Origin of the sequence: Chryseobacterium sp. MMO-72 (assembly GCF_037146035.1) — a bacterium.
In the GTDB taxonomy this organism is placed as follows: domain Bacteria; phylum Bacteroidota; class Bacteroidia; order Flavobacteriales; family Weeksellaceae; genus Chryseobacterium; species Chryseobacterium indicum.
Window position 1 is genome coordinate 131,897 of record NZ_JBBCWG010000005.1, and the last position, 19,590, is coordinate 151,486.

The 19,590-nt window shown below is 35.1% G+C and carries 22 protein-coding genes; 3 read left to right on the plus strand and 19 right to left on the minus strand.

The window, feature by feature from the left end; genetic code table 11:
• The 5 genes from WFH39_RS09295 to WFH39_RS09315 all read right to left on the minus strand — a co-directional run bounded on the left by WFH39_RS09295 (window position 1) and on the right by WFH39_RS09315 (window position 7,254).
• On the minus strand, window positions 1-849 hold the full coding sequence (locus tag WFH39_RS09295; protein WP_336689688.1) for a KilA-N domain-containing protein: 849 nt from the start codon (window positions 847-849) through the stop codon (window positions 1-3).
• A gap of 239 nt (window positions 850-1,088) precedes the next feature.
• On the minus strand, window positions 1,089-3,122 hold the full coding sequence (feoB, locus tag WFH39_RS09300; RefSeq protein ID WP_336689690.1) for a ferrous iron transport protein B: 2,034 nt from the start codon (window positions 3,120-3,122) through the stop codon (window positions 1,089-1,091).
• Window positions 3,122-3,376: a FeoA family protein gene (locus tag WFH39_RS09305; protein WP_214587840.1), complete on the minus strand. Its 255-nt coding sequence runs from the start codon at window positions 3,374-3,376 to the stop codon at window positions 3,122-3,124. The genes feoB and WFH39_RS09305 overlap by 1 nt, the downstream gene beginning before the upstream one ends.
• 131 nt (window positions 3,377-3,507) lie before the next feature.
• Window positions 3,508-4,419 carry a GLPGLI family protein gene (locus tag WFH39_RS09310; RefSeq protein WP_336689692.1) on the minus strand — a complete coding sequence of 304 codons (912 nt, stop codon included), beginning with the start codon at window positions 4,417-4,419 and terminating at the stop codon, window positions 3,508-3,510.
• A gap of 123 nt (window positions 4,420-4,542) precedes the next feature.
• Entirely contained in the window at window positions 4,543-7,254 is a 2,712-nt protein-coding gene (locus WFH39_RS09315) for a hypothetical protein (RefSeq protein WP_336689694.1), read from the minus strand.
• 282 nt (window positions 7,255-7,536) lie between these two features.
• On the opposite strand from WFH39_RS09315, the gene WFH39_RS09320 reads away from it, so the two are divergent.
• Window positions 7,537-7,890: a helix-turn-helix domain-containing protein gene (locus tag WFH39_RS09320; protein ID WP_336689695.1), complete on the plus strand. Its 354-nt coding sequence runs from the start codon at window positions 7,537-7,539 to the stop codon at window positions 7,888-7,890.
• A 124-nt stretch (window positions 7,891-8,014) separates the two neighbouring features.
• Here the strand turns inward: WFH39_RS09320 and WFH39_RS09325 are convergent, their stop codons facing one another.
• Together WFH39_RS09325 and WFH39_RS09330 are read right to left on the minus strand one after the other, a co-directional pair.
• Window positions 8,015-8,779 (minus strand): GLPGLI family protein, encoded by a 765-nt coding sequence (locus tag WFH39_RS09325; RefSeq protein ID WP_336689696.1) that lies wholly within the window; start codon window positions 8,777-8,779, stop codon window positions 8,015-8,017.
• A 57-nt stretch (window positions 8,780-8,836) separates the two neighbouring features.
• Window positions 8,837-9,049 carry a hypothetical protein gene (locus WFH39_RS09330; protein ID WP_336689697.1) on the minus strand — a complete coding sequence of 71 codons (213 nt, stop codon included), beginning with the start codon at window positions 9,047-9,049 and terminating at the stop codon, window positions 8,837-8,839.
• A gap of 623 nt (window positions 9,050-9,672) precedes the next feature.
• Between WFH39_RS09330 and WFH39_RS09335 the strand changes: the two genes are divergently transcribed.
• On the plus strand, window positions 9,673-10,554 hold the full coding sequence (locus WFH39_RS09335) for a cupin-like domain-containing protein (protein ID WP_087706597.1): 882 nt from the start codon (window positions 9,673-9,675) through the stop codon (window positions 10,552-10,554).
• A 43-nt stretch (window positions 10,555-10,597) separates the two neighbouring features.
• Here the strand turns inward: WFH39_RS09335 and WFH39_RS09340 are convergent, their stop codons facing one another.
• Window positions 10,598-10,876 carry a hypothetical protein gene (locus tag WFH39_RS09340; RefSeq protein ID WP_214587834.1) on the minus strand — a complete coding sequence of 93 codons (279 nt, stop codon included), beginning with the start codon at window positions 10,874-10,876 and terminating at the stop codon, window positions 10,598-10,600.
• 333 nt (window positions 10,877-11,209) lie between these two features.
• Here WFH39_RS09340 and WFH39_RS09345 point away from each other — a divergent pair, with 333 nt between their 5' ends.
• Window positions 11,210-11,374, plus strand: a complete 165-nt coding sequence (locus tag WFH39_RS09345) for a hypothetical protein (protein ID WP_157967254.1) — start codon at window positions 11,210-11,212, stop codon at window positions 11,372-11,374.
• Window positions 11,375-11,421: 47 nt separating this feature from the next.
• Here the strand turns inward: WFH39_RS09345 and WFH39_RS09350 are convergent, their stop codons facing one another.
• From WFH39_RS09350 to WFH39_RS09400, 11 genes are all read right to left on the minus strand, one after another.
• A complete protein-coding gene (locus WFH39_RS09350) occupies window positions 11,422-12,552 on the minus strand; it encodes a serine hydrolase domain-containing protein (protein ID WP_336689698.1) in 1,131 nt (376 codons plus the stop codon).
• Between the two features lie 85 nt (window positions 12,553-12,637).
• On the minus strand, window positions 12,638-13,012 hold the full coding sequence (locus WFH39_RS09355; RefSeq protein ID WP_336689699.1) for a hypothetical protein: 375 nt from the start codon (window positions 13,010-13,012) through the stop codon (window positions 12,638-12,640).
• 19 nt (window positions 13,013-13,031) lie between these two features.
• Window positions 13,032-13,313, minus strand: coding sequence for a hypothetical protein (locus WFH39_RS09360; protein ID WP_123891980.1), 282 nt, complete (start codon window positions 13,311-13,313; stop codon window positions 13,032-13,034).
• Window positions 13,314-13,452: 139 nt separating this feature from the next.
• Entirely contained in the window at window positions 13,453-15,177 is a 1,725-nt protein-coding gene (locus WFH39_RS09365; protein ID WP_336689700.1) for a hypothetical protein, read from the minus strand.
• 347 nt (window positions 15,178-15,524) lie between these two features.
• Window positions 15,525-16,280, minus strand: coding sequence for a metallophosphoesterase (locus WFH39_RS09370; protein ID WP_336689701.1), 756 nt, complete (start codon window positions 16,278-16,280; stop codon window positions 15,525-15,527).
• Window positions 16,281-16,282: 2 nt separating this feature from the next.
• Window positions 16,283-16,609 (minus strand): hypothetical protein, encoded by a 327-nt coding sequence (locus WFH39_RS09375; protein ID WP_336689702.1) that lies wholly within the window; start codon window positions 16,607-16,609, stop codon window positions 16,283-16,285.
• On the minus strand, window positions 16,610-16,813 hold the full coding sequence (locus WFH39_RS09380; protein ID WP_235132231.1) for a hypothetical protein: 204 nt from the start codon (window positions 16,811-16,813) through the stop codon (window positions 16,610-16,612).
• Window positions 16,810-17,352 carry an RNA 2'-phosphotransferase gene (locus tag WFH39_RS09385; protein WP_336689703.1) on the minus strand — a complete coding sequence of 181 codons (543 nt, stop codon included), beginning with the start codon at window positions 17,350-17,352 and terminating at the stop codon, window positions 16,810-16,812. Before WFH39_RS09385 ends, WFH39_RS09380 begins: the two co-directional genes overlap by 4 nt.
• Before the next feature lies 1 nt (window position 17,353).
• Window positions 17,354-17,887: a hypothetical protein gene (locus tag WFH39_RS09390; protein ID WP_336689704.1), complete on the minus strand. Its 534-nt coding sequence runs from the start codon at window positions 17,885-17,887 to the stop codon at window positions 17,354-17,356.
• An 8-nt stretch (window positions 17,888-17,895) separates the two neighbouring features.
• Entirely contained in the window at window positions 17,896-18,855 is a 960-nt protein-coding gene (locus tag WFH39_RS09395) for an ADP-ribosylglycohydrolase family protein (protein WP_336689705.1), read from the minus strand.
• Window positions 18,855-19,541, minus strand: a complete 687-nt coding sequence (locus WFH39_RS09400; protein ID WP_336689706.1) for an SIR2 family NAD-dependent protein deacylase — start codon at window positions 19,539-19,541, stop codon at window positions 18,855-18,857. The genes WFH39_RS09395 and WFH39_RS09400 overlap by 1 nt, the downstream gene beginning before the upstream one ends.
• Window positions 19,542-19,590 lie beyond the last annotated feature (49 nt).

Below are 19,590 nucleotides of genomic sequence, written 5' to 3' on the forward strand. Positions count from 1 at the left end.
TTATTGATCTAGATACGTGTTATCTGATATTTTCTTGACAGATTTAATAAAATCTTTTTGATTTAATATTTCAAGTTGCTGCTTTGCAATTCTATATAAATTATTAAATCTGGTTTGTTTGTCTAACTTAGATTTAATTAATTCTGAATTAAATGATTCCAGATTTGAAAGCACTGTTAATTCATTAATACTTGCAAAATCGCGCATATTTTTTCCCTCCAAAGTTTGTTGAGGATTTGCTTCTCTCCATTGTTTAGCAGTGTAACCAAATAATGCGACGTTTAATACATCGGCTTCTTCTGCATAAGCCAGCCATTCACTGTTTTTTGCATAATTTGATGAGGGTATGATATGATTTTTTACGGCATCGGTATGAATGTGATAATTTATTTTGCTCAAAATCCGTTTTACATCCCATTCTAAATTAAACTGATTTGCTTCAATTTCTTTTAATCGTTGAAATTCCTTTATCAATAAAAGCTTAAACATTGGGCTAATCCATGCCCCAAATTCAAAAGCAATATCTCTGTGAGCATATGTTCCTCCCTGTCTTCCGCTTTTTGAAACAATACCAATAGCATCAGTAGCTTCTATCCATTTTTTAGGTGTTAAATTAAACGAGTTTAGTCCCGCTTCTTTTTTAAAGGTGTCGAATTCGACACCTTTAAAATTAGGGTTATAAAGCTGTTCCCAAATTCCTAAAAACTCAACGGTATTTCGGTTTCTCATCCAGTTTCGAATGTGGTCATTTCCTTCTTCACCTCGAACCATGTCTGTGAGACAAATATAATCTTCGTCTTTGTATGATGTTATAGCAATTATCTTATCATCAACTTGAATTTTTTTCATTCACAAAAATTTTGTGTTCCGCTCGTAAAAATACAAAAATTAACTTTTGAAACTTAGATTATATGGGATTATTGCTAACTTAAAATTCTACGAACACCCGCAGTCTTTATCGCAACTACTTCTTTTGGAACTGAACTTTTTCGGTGCGAAATTCTTTTTCAATATTCTGAATAAAGAGTAGCACGCGAATGCAACGATCAGTAAAACAATGATATATTGTAAAAGTAAGGAAGTATCCATTATTTTAAAATCTGATATACTATCATCGACACAAAATATGCCAAACCGGTCATCATCGCCACCTGTAAGCCGGTCCATTTCCAGCTTTTGGTTTCTCTGTAGACTACTGCGAGTGTAGAAACACACTGCATTGCAAATGCATAAAATAAAAGCACGGAAACTCCGGTTGCAAAGCTGAAGACTTTCTCACCGTTCGGTTTTACGTCGCGTCTCATTTTATCGATTATTTTTACTTCGGGAGCATCATCTTCAAGACTGTACAAGGTAGACATGGTTCCTACAAACACTTCTCTTGCTACAAAACTTGTCAGAATTCCGACACCCATTTTCCAGTCATAGCCTAAAGGAGCAATTACCGGCTCAATTCCTTTTCCCATTTTGGCAAGGTAAGAATGATCCAATTCCACATTGGTTGCCACAAACTGATCCGGTTTCTGTTTGGGTCCGAAATAGCTTAAAAACCAGATGATGATGCTTACAATGAAGATAATCTTTCCGGCCCCTGTAATGAATTCCCACACTTTGCCTAAAACCATTTTGAAATCATACGCAAAAAGTGGTTTTTTATAGGTCGGTAAATCCATCACAAGATAGGTTTTCCCTTTATTTTTGATAAATCTTTTGAGAATGGCTGCGGAAAATAATGCGACTAAAAATCCTAGCAGATACATTCCCATTAAAACCAAAGCTTTGTATTTTATTCCTAAAAACGTTCCGTCTGAAATAATAAGCCCGATAATGATGCTGTACACCGGAAGTCTCGCAGAACACGTCATAAAAGGTGTTACTAAAATGGTAAGCAGCCTTTCTTTTAAATTTTCGATATTTCTCGTTGAGATAACTGCCGGAATTGCACACGCTGTTCCTGAAACTAAAGGAACGATACTTTTACCGTTCAGTCCAAAAGGTCTTAAAATACGGTCCATTAGGAAAACCACTCTCGCCATATATCCCGAATCTTCCAAAAGATAAAGGAAGTACAGTAAAATTCCGATCTGTGGTGCAAACACTACAATTCCGCCGATTCCAGGAATAATTCCGTTTGAAATTAATGAATTAAGCGGTCCTTCTGGTAAATGTTCTGAGGTGAAAGCGGTTAGCCATGAGAAGAAACTGTCGATCCAGTTCATCGGATATTCGGCTAAGAAAAATACACTCTGGAAAATGATTAATAAAATCAAAAGGAAAACGACGTATCCCCAGAATTTATGAACCAGAATTTTGTCTAATTTTTCTGTTAAAAGTTCTTTGAACTGCGGTTTTTTAGAAATAACATCAGACAGAATTTTATCTGCAAACTGATATCTTCTTACCGTTTCCTGCACCTGCAGCCTTTTGGGAACCAGACTTTTGGAGTCCGGCTCGTTGATGAGTCCTACAATAGATTCCAGCTTCTCCAGATCTGTTCCCAGAGAAAGACTCATCCACGCTTTATATTCGTTTTCAAATCCTTTGTGAAGGGATAGTTTTCTGATGAAATCTTTGTGCTCGGAAGGGGTTTCAAATGAGATCTTTTGGGATGTTACGAATTGATTGTTGCAAACGGCTTCTTTTATTTCCTCAATCCCGATCTGTTCTTTAGCATTGGTCTCAAAAACTTTTATCCCTAAAGACTCAGATAATTTTTCAATATTGATGGTAATTCCTCTTCTTTCAGCCTGATCAATCTGATTAACCACCAGAATCATCGGAATTCCCAAATCCTGAATCTGCTGAAACAAAAGCAGTCCCCTTTTTAAGCTTAACGCTTCGAGAATGTAGATAACTCCGGCATAATTTTGCTGTTCATCAATAAGAAATTTAGAAAAAATAGCCTCATCTTCCGAACTTGGATAAATGCTGTAAGAACCCGGCAGATCGATGATTTCTACCTCTTCATTTTTGTAACTGTATGTTCCGGAATGGCTTGCTACGGTAACTCCTGCATAGTTTCCGGTCTTTTGCTTTTTATTGCTCAAAGCATTGAAAACCGTGGATTTTCCGACATTTGGATTTCCGACTAAAAGGATCTGTTTTTTGTGAGCGCTCTGCATTAATTCAATTCTTCAACAATAATATAATCTCCTTCTTCTTCACGAAGAGCAATACGGCTTTTTTCATCTCCAAATTCTACGTACATCGGACCGCGGAACGGAGCCTGATACAAAATTTTGAAGAAAGTTTCCGGAAGAAGCCCCATTTCAATGATCTTATTGGGCATTTTCAGGCTGTCGTTATCATACCCTACAATTTTTCCCAGTCTGTTTTTGGGAAATCCGCTCAACTTATGTAAATCCTTATGTTTCAAAGCCGATATTTTTGTACCTGCAAATATACGCTATTTAAATTTAATCTAAATAACGTATATCATGAAAAAAATCAACCCAAATGCGTGATAGCATTTGGGTTGATTCAAATATAATTTAGTAAATATGAATGTTACTTTTTCTTTTTGTCTGTAGAAGCAGACTGGGTAAGCTCGATAGGATTGTTGTTGGCATTGAAGAAATCCTTATACATTTTTTCCTGCTTTTTCATCATATCTCCGATTGTCCCATCCATTCCCGGAATTGTTTTAGACATGATCTCCTGCGTCATCATTGGTCTTGCAGTAGCGAAAGGGTCTTTCTTGAATTCGTTAAACGTTTTTTCGAATTTTTCTCTCGGCATGTCGGTTACTTTTAAGCTCATGTTGGAAATTTTTTCTGCATAAGAAAGTTCTTCCCAGTTTGGCACTTTTCTGTTTCCCTGAAGCACCCATGAATAGTTTTTTGCATCATCTTCTATTTTAACGATCAGGCCGGGAAGTCCTGAAAACTTATAAGGACCATCCTGAAATGGCAGTTCTGTAGTGAACCAAGCTGTCCATTTTCTTCCTCCGAATTCAGCCGTTGCTTTTTGTGCATTATAGGCTCCGATTTTTTCTTTTTCGTTAGAAATTTTCCAGTCGAATTTCGGAGTTTCCGTATATGCAATTCCCATTGGAGAAAATCCGCTTGCAATTCTTTCGATATACTGGATTTTCATATCAGGATATGTTTTCACCACTTTTTCTGAGAATTTTGGCATTCTGATAGACTTGGACATATCTTTAAATACTCCCGATTTCTGCATTGCTTCAATCTGAACTTTCATGATAGAATCCTGAGCAAGCATCGTATAATCTCTGTAAATTGATCTGTCTTTTACGATATCTAAAACTGTCATTACCTTTTCCAGCTTTGCAGAATCACTTTTCGGCTTGAAAGTAAGTTCATAAAAAAAACGGTTGGCAGTTTCTTTAGAGTCTTTGTCCTGTGCACTTACCAATGCAAAAAATGCAACCAGAAGTATTGAAAATAGTTTTTTCATTTTAAATAGAATGTTTATACAATTAGTTAGCGGTTTCAGATTTTTGTTACAGATTTTTTTAATTTGTTTCTGAATTTTCTTTTATCAAATAAAAAAACCAGCCTTTGAAGACTGGTTTTGATTTTATTTAAAGTTGAACTTTACAGTAAACATGACCTGACTTGGCCGAAGCTGAATTCTTGTGTAATTGGTATTTGTTGCATTAATTTCATACGTTTCAAATACCCTCTTATTTGCGATATTCATCCATTTCAATTCGAAATCGATTTTCTTTTTAGCCCATGTGAACTGATAAGAAAGATCATAGAATCCATTATTGTATTTTGCATTAGCCGCATTGGTATTCACCTGATCCCAATTAAATCCAATAGTGTGGTTTTCTATAGGATAGAAGAAAAGTCCTAAATTATGGGTAAAACCTCTTCTTGCTGCATTGGAAACTACATCTCCCGTACTTGTCTGCTTTGTTCTGGAGAAACTTGCATTATAATCAATGCTCATCCAACTGAAATAGGTGTTGTTGAATTTTACTCCAAAAGACTGGCTGTTGTTCTTGTTCGTATAGGAAGCATTATCCAGGAAAGCGTCAGATTTTGCTGTATTATTGCTGTAGCTAACAGAAGCATTTGTTTTGAATTTCGGGAAATATTTTCCTACTTCTACATTATATCCATTATTCAGAACATGATTGTCCTGTTCCTTATACTGCATAATAGTATATCCTGCTTCGTTGATTGTAGGATTGGAAATTAAGTTTCTCTTTGCATCAGAAAATCTGTAGTTAATGTTAAAGAACAAATTATTCAACGGATTTCTGTATTCGATTCTCGTTCCTGCAGATTTATTATTATTCTGAGGAATCGGATTGTTAATATCCATCGCACTGATTCCCGCTGGAGAAGTCATTAAAAATCCTGAATAAGCAGTGTTTATTTCACCAAAATTATTATTAACATTAGCATTTACGGAAGCTTTCCAGAAAGATGCAAATGTATATTGTGCAAAAATACTTGGTTCAAATGTCACTTTATTCACTTCTTTGGAAACCAGTCTTATCGGATCATCTGCTTTAATATTATTCGAGTTCACCGGGAAATTAGCATACAACATCCACGAATCGCTCTTATAATTCACCCCTAAACTTCCATAAGGTGTCGCTGTAGTATACTTTAAATCATTACTGTACTGCGAAGCAGGCGTAGGATTTGAGCTGGTAAAAGGATTTGTTATAATATTTGACAAACTCGAAACTAAATTAGTCGATTTAAAATTAAATCCAACTTCCGGAGTAAACGTCCATCCTTTTGTAGAAAAACCAATATTTGCAGAATGGTTGGCTTCAAAAGTTTTAAGTCTTAAATTCTGACTTACAAAAGATGTAGATGTAGGAAGAAAACCTGGAATTGCCAGATAGGAAGACGGTGAAACATCCAAAGTCTGTCTGTCTGTCTGGTAGCTGATGTACGATAATACATTTACCATTTTTTCTTTCCACGGAATAATGGTACTCAATGAGTTTTGGAAAGAAGTTGTAGGCGATTCTACAGCTTCATCTCCATGCGCTGTATAACTGCTTGCAGAACCTTTTACTGTTCTGTCAACAATTCCTCTGTCGGCGTTCCAATACTGAGAAAAGCTTGTCGTGTTTTTAAAGAATCCTTTTTTAGCGTTTTTAGTAAAAATTAATTCTCCTTTTGCTTTGTCTGTATAGAAATTATTGCGGATATTCTGTAAAATTGTGGATGCCGGTCTTTTAGGCGTTGCAAAAAGATCCTGTTCATTATAAGATTCTCGTTCCACCGCATTGTTGGTATAATTGGCATTCGCTTTCAGCTCCCATTCTTTTTTCTTATCGATATTGGTAAGATAATTTGCAGATACATAATGAACACTGTTCATGAGATATCTTTTTACCGGAAGATTCGGAGTACTTGCATTTTCTACATTCAGCCAGTCGTTTTGGGTTGCGTTGATTCTTCTTCCTTCAAATCTGTTTCCGAAAGATAAAATATTTCCTTCGTTTTCTACCTGTTCGCCGTTATTGTTGGATTTGTAATTAACCACCCACTGACTTTTCTGTCCGAAGAACATCGGTGTAAGTTTTACATTCCATAGAAGCGGGCTTCCTCCAACTCCTACTTCTCCTCTCCCCGTCATCGTCACAGAATTCTTCAGCTTGATATTAATGGCTGCCTGATCGGAAGGAACCTTATCCTGTAAGATTTTTACCGGCTGGTGATTTTCCAGTACCTCAACTTTCTGTACCGCATCTTTCGGAAGCGAGTTGTTGATGGTTCCGTAACCGCCTTCCATTAAGTCTTTTCCGTTGACGTAGAATTTATTGATCGCGTTACCCTGATAAAGAATCGTTCCGTCTGTATTGACTTCAATTCCCGGCATTTTTTTCAAAACATCGGCTAATGTTCTGTCGCTTTTGCTGTCGAAAGCCTTAAGATCGTAGGAAATGGTATCTCCTCTTGCCGTAACCATTTTTGTTTTAAGCTTCACCTCTTTAATTTCCGTTGCTTCGCCTTCCATTTTGAAGTTGAGCGTCTGATCGCTGTTGCTGATCTGCTTCGTTAAAGGCCGCTGGTTGAAAGCCTTTACTTTAAGGTCTACATTAGATTCTCCGGAAGTGAAGGTGACTTTGTATTCTCCTTTTGAGTTGGTAATTCCGTAGGCAAGAATAGCATCTTTTCCCGGCTCTTCCACCGTTACACTAGCACTCGGGATTCCCACTCCGTCTTCATCCGTGATCTTCCCTGAAACTGTTTTCTGTCCAAAAGCAATTACAGAGAAAAAAATCATCAGGAATAAAGATATTCTCTTTTTCATAATTTATTATTTGCCTAATTAGTTAATGGTTAAAGCGTTTTGTTACACGAGTATAAAGATTGTATTTATAGCAAAAAGTTAAAACCTTTTTATCACTACAAACATAGTGATATTTTTTTGATGTGTTGAAATTTATTTTTTAAAGTAAAGTTCCTTTCCTGATGAAAAATTTTCTATGCATTGTGCTCTTAAATAGTATTTAATGAAAAGACCGAATTTTTGAAGTGTTTTATTGTTAATTCTTTGGCTAATTGTATACATTTGTAAAAAACAATTTCATCTATGGGAGTAGGAACTAATCTTAAAAAGCTGAGAAGCAAAACAAAACTTTCTCAACAGGAAATTGCCGATATGTTGGGATTAGACAGAAATACATATACCAATTGGGAAAATGAAACAACAGACATAAAGTCTCATTACATTCCGAAACTGGCTGAAATTTTTCAGGTAAGCATTCTTGAACTTTTTGGTGAAAAGTCAAAAAGTGAATTTGTCAATAATAATTACGACAATAAAGAATCTTCAATTGGTCAAAAAGATATTCAACAGGGAATCATTATCAATATAACAGATTCTGAAGCAGCAAAAGTAATCAGTTCTCAGATTCAAGAACTGATAAAAAGTCTGAAAAAATAAGTCGGTTTTTTATCTGACATTTGTGTTTTGAGCCTTAGTTTTTAAGGCTCTTTTTTTATCATTTTTAGAAATATAAAAATTGCAGGCTTGTAGCAAACTTTTTTAATCCTAAATGACAAAATTATCATTCAAAAGGTTTTAATTCGAGAGGATTGTTATATTTTTTTTGTTTTCTTTTCATAATGTCATCAAATTCCTTTCTCATTTCTCCCTGTAAAACGGGCAAAGAAGCTGAAGTAAACCTGAGATTAAAAGAAGCCTTTAAGTAATCTTGTTTGTTATATTTTTTAAATGCTCCTATATTAAAACTAAATTCATCATCAAACTTTTCTACTTTAGATGCCGTAAAATGATAATCATCCCGAGTATCATACAATTCAAAAATTAAACCTGGTAATCCATTAAATTTATATGGACCTAAAGACTGAGAATATTCTTTAGAAAAGTACGCAATCCATCGTCTTCCGAATTTGTTTGTTGCAGCCATTTGGCATTTAATTCCGTTTATTATTTTAGTATCAGAATAAAGAACCCATTGTAATTTTAATGTTTCCTGATATCTTATTTTATTTTCGGTAACCGTTAAAAAAGTATTGATTATTCCATTTTCCACAACAACTCTTTCTTGAAAATAATCGCTAATTGCTCTTAGATCAACTCCTTTACTTTCGTATTGCCCTGTATCATTTAAATAATTTTGATTTGCTCCAAAATAGTAATTCTGCGAATTTCCTATTAAAACAAATCTTTGCTCTTTTTTAAAATTCTCTCCCAAATTTAAAGTAGAATCGTATGTAACCCTAATAGAAGGAACAAAAGAAATCTTTTGTGAAAAAGAAAAAAAACTAAAAAAGATGGCAAGTAAAACAAATATTTTTTTTGATTTCATCGTTTAATAATTTGAAAAGTCTGTCTCAAATAATGATATTTGAAACAGACATTTAATTTAAGGATTAAAGGTTACACTTGATGGATAATTACCACATTCGTCTGCATTTTTTTCTGCAATCCAAAAAGCCATATCAGATTGACTCCAATCTCCAGTAAATGTTGTAATGTGCTTAATCCCACAAGTTGAAGTCCATGTCGCTTGTATCGTTCTCGCAAACGCCATAACGGAAATTCCGAACATGGCGCAAAATAAAATTTTCTTTTTCATAGAATTTTTTCTTTTAATTGTTAATAATAATTTTTCCCTAGCTATACAATTTTATCTAGAATAAATGTATAGTTCGGATGATGCATCATTATGACTTTAAAGAAATACATTCTGCAATCGTATCACAAAATGTTTCGCGAATTTCCATTTGTGTCATATCACAAAACTATGAATAATAATGTAAAACTATTGCATAAGAAAATCGGCAAATTAAGCCTCATTTTTTAGGCAGGACAAAAAAAAATTTTATTTTAAAAATTAATAAAATTCATTAAATTTTATTTTGCGTTTTATAATTGAATACCTTTCATTGCTTTTTTTAGAATGAGATAGAAAAAATTCTATCTTTTCCCTTATATTATTCTCTTCAGGGTAAAAACCAGTTATAAATATTTTTTTATTTTAGCAGGAAGAAATGAATTTTTATTCATCAAATTGTGTTTTTACCCTGCAATTCTTTTTTGCAGGGTGTTTTTTTTAAAAAATTGTGCTTATAGAAATATTTCGCATTACTTTATCTTAGTCTAAATAGTTAAAAATGATTTGAATCATAGATTAAAAAAAGCTTAAATCTGTTAACATATATTTTTATTTAATAATTTTGTAACATTAAATTTTAAGAAATGGGAATTAATTTAAAGCCTATAGATATTGTAGATGATATTACTCAGGAAGAATTCATTGAAAAGTATCTGAAGCCGAGAAAACCTGTTGTCATTAAGAACATGGCAAGAAAATGGCCAGCGTACCAGAAATGGACTATGGAATACATGAAAGAAGTAGTAGGCGATGTGGAAGTTCCATTGTACGACAGTTCGAAAGCAGATCCTGCAGCTCCCATTAATGCTTCTGCAGCCAAAATGAAATTCGGAGATTATATAGATCTTATCCAGAGAGAACCTACCGATCTTAGAATTTTCCTTTTTGACCCGATAAAATTTGCCCCGAAACTTCTTGAAGATTATATTTCTCCTAAAGAATTAATGGGAGGATTTCTGGACAAATATCCCAATATGTTTTTCGGAGGTAAAGGCTCTGTAACGTTCCTGCATTTCGATATTGATATGGCGCATATTTTCCATACCCACTTTAACGGAAGAAAGCATATTCTCCTTTTCGATTACAAATGGAAAGAGAGACTTTACCAGATTCCTTATGCAACATATGCGCTGGAAGATTATGATATTGAAAATCCTGATTTTACAAAATTCCCTGCCTTAGATGGTGTAGAAGGTATTGAATGTTATCTAGAACACGGAGACACTTTGTTTATGCCAACCGGATGGTGGCACTGGATGAAATATCTGGACGGAAGTTTTTCTATCTCCCTGAGAGCTTGGGACAAATCCTGGGCGGTGAAGGCACATTCTTTATGGAATCTTACGGTGCAGCGTAAATTTGATGACATCATGAAGAAAAATTTCAAGAAAAAATACATGGACTGGAAGGAAAAAGTCGCTGTAAAAAGAGCAGAAATCGCCCTGAAAAGAGGCTTACCAAGATAAAAAGAAGACGTTTCGGCTGAAACGTCTTTTTTATTGATTAAAATTACCTGATTATTTTCTCAATATTTCCTTTTGCACAGTTAAAAGCTTCTTCTGCTTCTTCGTAAAATATCTTCATTGAGATCTCAAACCCGCTTGCCATAAAAAAAGTAACGTGACCTTCAATATTGTAGCTCAAAAAGCCAATATGGTTTACATTAATTACCAATGGCTGCCCCATAACCTTTGCTCCTTCCAGTGCATTGGGCTTTTTAACATGGATAACGCTCGACGCTTTAACATAGATCAAACCGTCTGATGTTGTTTTAATTATATAACCCACAACCTATTTTTTTTGTAAAGGTATCAAATAAAATCACATGAAAAAATCCCCGAAAGATTCGGGGATTTAGTCAAAAGTATTAATATTTATAGTGATTGGTGTTTTTCCTTTAAAAAGTGATAAAAAATATTCCCGAATTGCTCCGGGAAATATTTTAGATCCCTTATTTGTTTATTTTTTAATAGTTGCGTTTTAGTATTCAACTACTATGCCAAGAATATCAAAGAAATTAAAAAAAATATTTTTTTTGTTTTTGATACCTCATTAGAAGATTTACCCTGAAAACGGCATATTTTTAGATTAGCTCACTGTAACACACCAAAAAATATACATATGAAAGCAACTGCACAATCTGAAAACATCAATTCTCATTTTAACAGGGAAGTTGAACGTCAAAAAGCTCTTAAAGCTCTGGAAAAAGCAAAAAGCATTAAAAGAAAAGTTGTTTTTCTTCCGCAGGGAGCAACAGGGAATCTAAACTACAGAGATTCATTCTAAATTTACTATCAAAAAAAATGAGCTGCAGAAAATCTGCAGCTTATTTTTTATATCAGTTTTGTAAGTTCTTCCACCAAAAGCTTTACCTGAAGTGGTCTTTTCTTTTTATCAACATCTAGTCTGTTGTAAAATCCGGTTTTCACGATCACCATCTTTTTTTCGGGAATCATAATGATGAACTGTCCTAAAAATCCGTAAAAGAACCTGCATCGATAATCATTTTCGTCATCTGCCCAGATTGTGTAACAAAATGCATCGTTCTCTTTCGTGGGCGATAAAAGTTTTTCACAATATTCTTTACTGATGAGTTGTTTTCCTTCCCACTCTCCTTTCTGCAAAATGAATTGTCCGAGTTTTGCAAAATCTCTTGCTACGGCATGAATACAGCAGAATGCTTTTTCAACGCCTTTTTCGTCTATGCTCCATTTTGCATGAGATTCCATTCCCAAAGGCTGCCATATTTTTTCTGAAAGATAGGCTGCAAGATCTTTTCCTGTAGCTTCTCTTAACGCAAGACCCAATAATTGTGCTGCAACACTCTGGTATTCGTACTTTTCGCCCGGCATTTCTTTAAAATCTATCCCAAAAGCCTGCTCCGCAAGATCGTCTACAAAATACTGTCTGGAATTCTCTGCGAAAGGATGATGGTATTCTTCTTCCCAATCCAATCCCGCCTGCATCGTCATCAAATGTTTAAAGGTGAGATATTTTCCGAAACGGCTGTTTTGGTATTGTGGAAAAACGGTGGAAATCAACTGGTTTTCAGATTCAATATATCCGTCATCAATCGCGCAACCCGTTAAGATTGAAAGAACGCCTTTCGCCATAGAAAAGGAATTCATTAAAGAAGAAGCATCATGATCTTTCCAGTATTCTTCGTGCAGGAGTTTTCCGTCGTGAATTATCAGAAGAGAAGATGCTCTCGTCTTTTTTAACTCTTCCAAAACTCGTGCTGAAAGTTCCTTTTTATTGTAACTGATGTGTTTCTTCCATCGTTTCGGATGTCTGTTGTGAATAACCCGTGAAGGAAATTTTTCCTCATCGTCTATTGAAGGAGTAAAAGGTCCTTTTTTTAAATTGATCGCTAAAGCTTTAAAAATATATCCGTATCCCGAAAGAAAAACCACAGCAACAAATGCTGAAATTTCGGCGATACCTGCGGTTAGAAGTTTCCTCATAGTAAGTTTGAAAAATTGATATTCAGATAAAATCTTAATAATCAACTATTCAAAGTATATGCCGCCAATTTTATGGTTGGATTTTTTATTGTGCTGCATTATTAGCAAGCAATTCTTCCATATTTCGGGTGACTTCGTTGCAGGAAAAGCAGGCTTCTTTGCCATCCTGAGAAAACCATCTGCACTGGGAACGGATCGGACAAAATGATAATTCAGTATTTTTTGGAAAATTCAGATCCTGAACTTTTTTAGACAGAGAACATCTTGATTCCTCATGGTTCCATTGTCCGCATCCTTTTTCCACACATTTTCCGGTGAAACGGAATCGCTGTTCCAGATTTTTATTCTGTTCAATAAAATCTTCTGTGACGGTAAGCGGAGTTATAAACTGAACTTTTCCGTCTTTATTGACGACTCCGAAAAGCTGCGCCCCAACTTTTCCAACGTAGCTGGGACACATCTTTTTTGAAGAGTTAAAACTAGCCTCCATAAGCTTTTATCTGATTATGGATGTCTGTAACCTGCTTGGTAATATCAATTCCCGGCTTGAAAATAATGATTCCCCAAGGAAACCAGTCTTTCACTTTTAAGGGTTTAGTAAGTTCTCTGAAATTTCTGTGTGCACCGAAAGCCTGAGTGTTGTCTACTTTGGACAGTTCGGAAAGCACTACATTCTGAATTCCCTTGTCGATGTTTTTTAATTGTTCGTCGGTAAGGTCTACGCCTTCAAGAGAAACGAAAAATTGTTTTTTGGTTGCCATAATTGTCGTTTTTATTGGTTTTGTTTACCAAATTTCGATTTATAAAAATGAAATCCTGTCCGTAAAAACAACAATTTTACATGGGAAAAATACGGAATTTAAACACTGATTATCAATGAATTAAATTAATTTTTAAAATTTATAAGATTCTGTAAACCGGATATTGTCTGAATGTTTTTTCTTCGAAGTAAGGAGAATTTCTGTAGATCCAGTCGAGCTGGGCAGTTCCGTCATCCGCAAACTTTTTATCGGCTGCTTTTCTGGCTTCGAATTTCTGTTTTAAATCTTTATCTTTTTTCAGCAATTCTGCGGCGGTATCTTCGAAAATATAGGCTGAATAATATTCTTTCTGGGCTAAAATCCCATCAAAGAAATTCCAGTTGAAAAAGGAATCCAGTGCTTCCGGTTCAAGGGTTTCAATGATGTATTTTACCCCTTCCTGATCGGTTGGAACCATGTAATCTCCTGCTGAAAAAGCCATTTTTTTATCCGCTTTATCTACGGTTGTTTCGAAATGCAGATAATGTCCTTCATATGGATTTTTAACGGTTTTAAAATCATTTATTCTGTAAGATTCCACCGCAATCGTGCTGTCTTTCTGAATGGTCTTCATCTGAATTCTATTTCTTTTAAATTCCTCAATAACACGATATTGTGACTGTGGAATGACGTAATATTTCGGAATGGTGATGTAACCTGTAGGAACTGCAGTTGTAAACAGCCTGATGTTTTTTGTGAAAGGTTTGCTTCTGTCGTAATAGAGTCTCGGTTTTCCGGAAATTTCACTGGGTTTGTATTTTCCCTCAAAACCTTTAAAATCCATGGTGGTATATTTTGCAGAATCTATTTTCCAGCGGATTCCGTACTGTTTTCCGGCTTGGTACTGTTTTAGATTTTCAATTCTGAGTTGTTTTATTTTCTGATAATCCTGATCTAAATTCTGAAGATTCACCAACATATATTTGTACGTTGCATCCACTCTTTTGTCATAAGGTTTCAGCATATGTGTTTCAGGAACGGTTCCCAGAGAATTGAACAGGGAAGTATATCCTGTAGAATATCTCGGAGAATCTTCAAAAGAAGCAAAGCCAACTTCCGGAATATCACCATGAATATTAACGTAAGGCGTACTTTCGTAACCCAGTTTTTTTAAGTCGTTTAAATTTTTAGCCTGATAATTGTTGTAAAAATATTCGCCCAAAATATTTCCCAGACGTTCTTTAAAAGTAGAAATATAAGTAAATGTATATTGATAATCTGCTCCGTTACTTACGTGATTGTCAATGAAAACATCGGGTTTCAGCCACTGATAAATTTCCTGAAAACTTCTGGCATTTTTGGTATCTGCTTTAATAAAATCTCTGTTCAAGTCATAATTTCTGGCATTTCCTCTGAAACCATACTGTTCCGGACCATTCTGGTTGGCTCTGGAAAATGATCCGCGATTGAGCATTCCGCTTACATTATACGCTGAAACGGCTGCAACAATGAAATTTTGCGGTGTTTTGATTTTCTTAGTTGCCAGATTTTTCATCAGCATCATAGTCGCATCGATTCCGTCGGGTTCGCCGGGATGAATTCCGTTATTGATGAATAAAACGGCTTTGTTTTTTCTTAATTTATCAAAGTCTTTTTCGCGAAAAGGGTTGTAAATGACCACATAAATTCCTTTTCCGTTGTCGTCTTCTCCTTTTTTAAGATACTGAATGGTATTGAAATTTTTTGCTAAATTCTGATAATAGCTGTTCATTTCATCATAAGTAACCGTCTGATTTCCGTTTCCTTTTTCAAAAGGGGTCCGAAATTGAGTTTGGGCAAAAAAGAATGAAGAGGTAAGCAGCAGGAAAAGATATGTCAGTTTCATTGAGTGGTATTTTGGGCTTTAAAATTACTTAAAGTTTGTGAAACCTATTATTTTTAACGCGGAGACCGCAAAGATTTTATTAAAAAAAATTGAAAATATTCTTCGCTCGCAAAGGCGTTTTACTCAGCAAAGATGTTGCTTTCCAGAATTGTCATTCACTTTGCTAAATCTCATGAAGAAAGGATCTATCTCTGAATAAGCTTTTTCACTCTCCTTATGAACTACGCTCATAAAAATACGGTTTATATTGTTAATGACATTACCAATGTGTATTTTGCTCCCGCTGATTTTGTTGATGGCGCTGATTTTAAGTATAAAAAAATATCTTCCCAATTTAGAGAAGATATTTAGCGGTTTTTGGGTTTAACAGTATAGTTATTTCTGCCTTTTTCATTCGGATAAAGCTCCGGAAGGGGATCGCTTTGCCAGAATTCTTTGGAATCGACATCCATGATTGTTAATGCTCCGGTGAATGCGGCTCCTGTATCTATATTCCATACATTCGCTTTATTGATGGGTTCTTTACTTCCCAAATGCAGTGTGGGTGTATGACCGATGAAAATTTCATGGTATAAAAGCAGCCTTTTCGGATAGAATTCTGAGTCTTTCGCCAAAGTTTTATCCATTGCAACGGCTGTTTCCCACAATGTTCTGTCCCAACGGTAATTGCTGGAATAGACTTCCTTTTCGGGACCGTGCATGGACGAATATCCTGCGTGAATAAACAGTCGGTTTTTATCGTCGACATAATAGTTTTTCATCCGCTGGAAAAATTCAAGATGAACTTCAAGTTCTTCCAAAGAGAAATCTGAATAGCTTTCTACCGTACTTTTTCCGCCATTGAAAAGCCATACATCTTCACTTTTCCCGAAAGCAAGCCAGTCTTCCGTCCATGCATCATGATTTCCTTTGATAAAAATACATTCCTGCTTTTCGGCAAGTTCAATTAAAAACTGAATGATCTGCGAAGATTCACTCCAGCCATCAACATAATCTCCGAGAAAAATCAGGGTGTCGTTTTCTGTAACAGTGGCTCTGTCCAAAACCTGTGTCAATGCTTTGAATCCTCCGTGAATGTCGCCTATTGCTAATGTTCTTTTCATATTTATCTCCAAACAGTAAATTCATATCTTATAAAATTCCGAGAGCAAAATTTTTTAACTTTTTCAATACAGTTTTCGCCCGAAAAATTTTTAATGAAGAATTCTTTCAATTCCTCAAAAGATTTTAAGCCTTTCTTTAATTTCAACTGAATCAGATTTAATCTATTTATTGTTAAATAATACTCATAATCAAAATTGCCCGTAATTTCCCTTACAACATCTCCACTTTCACATCCATAAATTACAATTTTATCTTCTATTGAAAAGGTAATTATAATATTAAAATGTTCTGTTTTTAAGCTGTATAATTCAAATTGGCAATCTTTCATTTATTTAAATCTGTTGTGATAATTCGGGCAGGATTCCACAATTTCCATTGCTTCAACTAATCTGCAATTCTTATGTTCAACAATAAAGTATAAAATACGTACGGTTCCCGCTCCTTTTCCAAATAATTCATTAACTTTTTCTTTTAAATCCTCTTTCTCAGGAGAAAAGTCTTTTACGGCTTCATCAAATTCCTGAGCTGTCATTTCGAAATATATTCGGCATCCACAAAATCAGTCAGCCAGACTTTGTTTTCGGAAAGGTAGAATACGATTCCTTCTTCGTGCATTTTTCCGGTTTCAATGGTTAAAATAACAGGTTTTCCGTGACGCATTCCGACTTTGGTTGCGGTTTCTTTGTCCTGACTTAGATGAACATGCTGTCTGTTTCTCTTTTCAATTCCTTTTTCAAAAATGGATGCAAGATTGGCTTCTGCGGTTCCGTGGTAAAGAAATTCCGGTGGCTGTTGTGGTTTCAGCGCCAGATCAATATCAATCGAATGTCCCTGATTTGCTCGGATTCTGGTTTTATCCTCGTTTAAAATAAAGCGTTTTTTATCATTGGTTTCGACTACCTCATCCAATTCTTCCAGTGTGAAAGCACGATTTTGTTTTGCACATTTTTCCTGTAATTCTTCCACATCTGCCCATCCGTTTTCGTCTAAATTCAGCCCGATAACTTCGGGTTTGTGTCTAAGCACCAAGCTTAGATATTTGCTTATTCTTTTTTTATGTTGTTCGTTCATTTTATTTCATATTTATTGTTTCTCCATTTGCATTATAATAGTAATATTTAAATTCAAATTCATCATAGTCTTTTAATACCGCTATCATATATACACAATTTAAACTTTGCTGAATATAGCTTTTAATAGCTTTTGGAAAATATTCTTCAAAATATCTTATATCATCTTCTCCATTTTTATGACAGCAAATCATCAATTTTAGTTTAGCATCAGATTGTAATAGTTTTTCAAAATCATATCTAATATCATCATATCCATAACTCCATTCAGATTCCATAATGAATGGTATCTCAGAAAGATAACCTTCATCATTATTTTTATACCAAGTTAAATCATATAGCCAAGCTGCATTAAAATCATCTGGACAAGGACACCGCAAAAAATCATAACTTTTCCCTAATTCTGAAAGTTTTTGAATAATATATTTTGTCCATTTTCTATTTCCAATGTTATATACATAATCTTTTTTTGCTAATTGATTTAATATATTTTCTATTTTTTGAGTTACCTCAATAGTGTTAAAATGTGTTTCCATTTATTTCGTTATTTAATTTTTTCTAATTTCTCACACAATTTTCCAATATCATCTTTCCTCGCCAAAATATCAACCCACTCTTTCGGAATACTTTCAAAACCATAATACAGTCCGGCAATTCCGCCAGTGATGGCTCCGGTTGTGTCGGTATCTTCTCCCAGATTGACGGCTTTTAAAACGGCTTCAGCATAATTTTCAGAGTTCAGAAAACACCATAATGAGGCTTCGAGACTGTGAAGAACGTAACCTGATGAACTTATTTCCTCTTCCTGTAAAGTATGTAATGGAGCAACATCATAATCGCCAACTTTTAATTCTAAAATTCGATGGAACTTATTCATTTCCTCCTGAGAACAAACCGGATTGTTATCCAAAAATTCTCTGACATTCCTCTGCATATTTCTGTATGCTTCCCATTTTTCTTTTTTGTTCAGGATTTCCAATGCCAGTTCAAGATAAATGAAACACGCTAAAACAGAACGGATGTGTCCATGGGTAATACTGGAAACATCTTTCACCGTATCAAAACGTTTTGCAATAGGAAAATCTTTGATATAAAACAATAATGGCAAAATTCTCATTAAGGAACCGTTTCCGTTATCAAATTCCGTTGTTCCACCACATAAAGTTGGGGAAACTCCTTTGCTGATTCTATGGATTGCCTGTGAAGTGGCAATTCCGATATCGAAAACAGTTCCGTGAGGTGTCCAGATTTCTTCATTATACCATTGTAAAAATTTCAGCGCAATATTCTCAAGATCATACTTATTACTGAGACTTTCTGCAAGACATAAAGCAAGGGAACTGTCATCGCTCCACGTTCCCGCAGGTTGGCGATGCGTTCCGAAAGCTCTCATGGTTGTCACCGGAGAACGTTTCAGTTGTTCTCTGCTTCTGAATTCCACCGGAACGCCTAAAGCATCACCCACGCAAACTCCGAAAATTCCAGATTTTACGATATTTTCCATTATACAAGATTTACCAGTTTGTCAAAAAGCAGTTTCATTCCCTGCGTTGCGGTTTCTTTCATCACAACGGCTCTCTGTCCGTATCCGAAACCTGTTTCGTTAGGGTTGATGACGATTAAAAGACAGTCATCCTTGATATCATGAATTAATCCCGCTGCAGGATACACCTGTAAAGACGTTCCGATTACTAAAAATATATCGGCTTCTTTTGCCATTTTGGTTGCTTCTTTCATCAGGGGAACATCTTCTCCGAACCAGACAATAAATGGTCTTAACTGCGCTCCGTCTTCTGCTTTATCGCCGATATTAATGTCATTTTTCTGCTCGTAAATCAGGTTTTTATTGCTGCATGAACAGGATTTGAATAATTCGCCGTGTAAATGTAAAATATTGGTTGAACCAGCTCTTTCATGCAGATCATCGATATTCTGGGTAATGATCTGAACTTCAAAATGCTTTTCTAATTCTGCCAATAATCGATGTGCATCATTCGGTTCGACTTCGTGAAGCTGTCTTCGTCTCTGGTTGTAAAATTCAAGAACTAAAGCTCTGTCTTTTCGCCATCCTTCCGGACTTGCCACATCTGTGATGCTATGATTTTCCCAAAGACCATCTCCGTCTCTGAAGGTTTTTATTCCGCTTTCGGCACTGATTCCGGCGCCGGTTAATATGGTTAGTTTTTTCATTTGTTTTAGTTTTTTTTGTTTTTGTATATTTTTAACGCAAAGACCACAA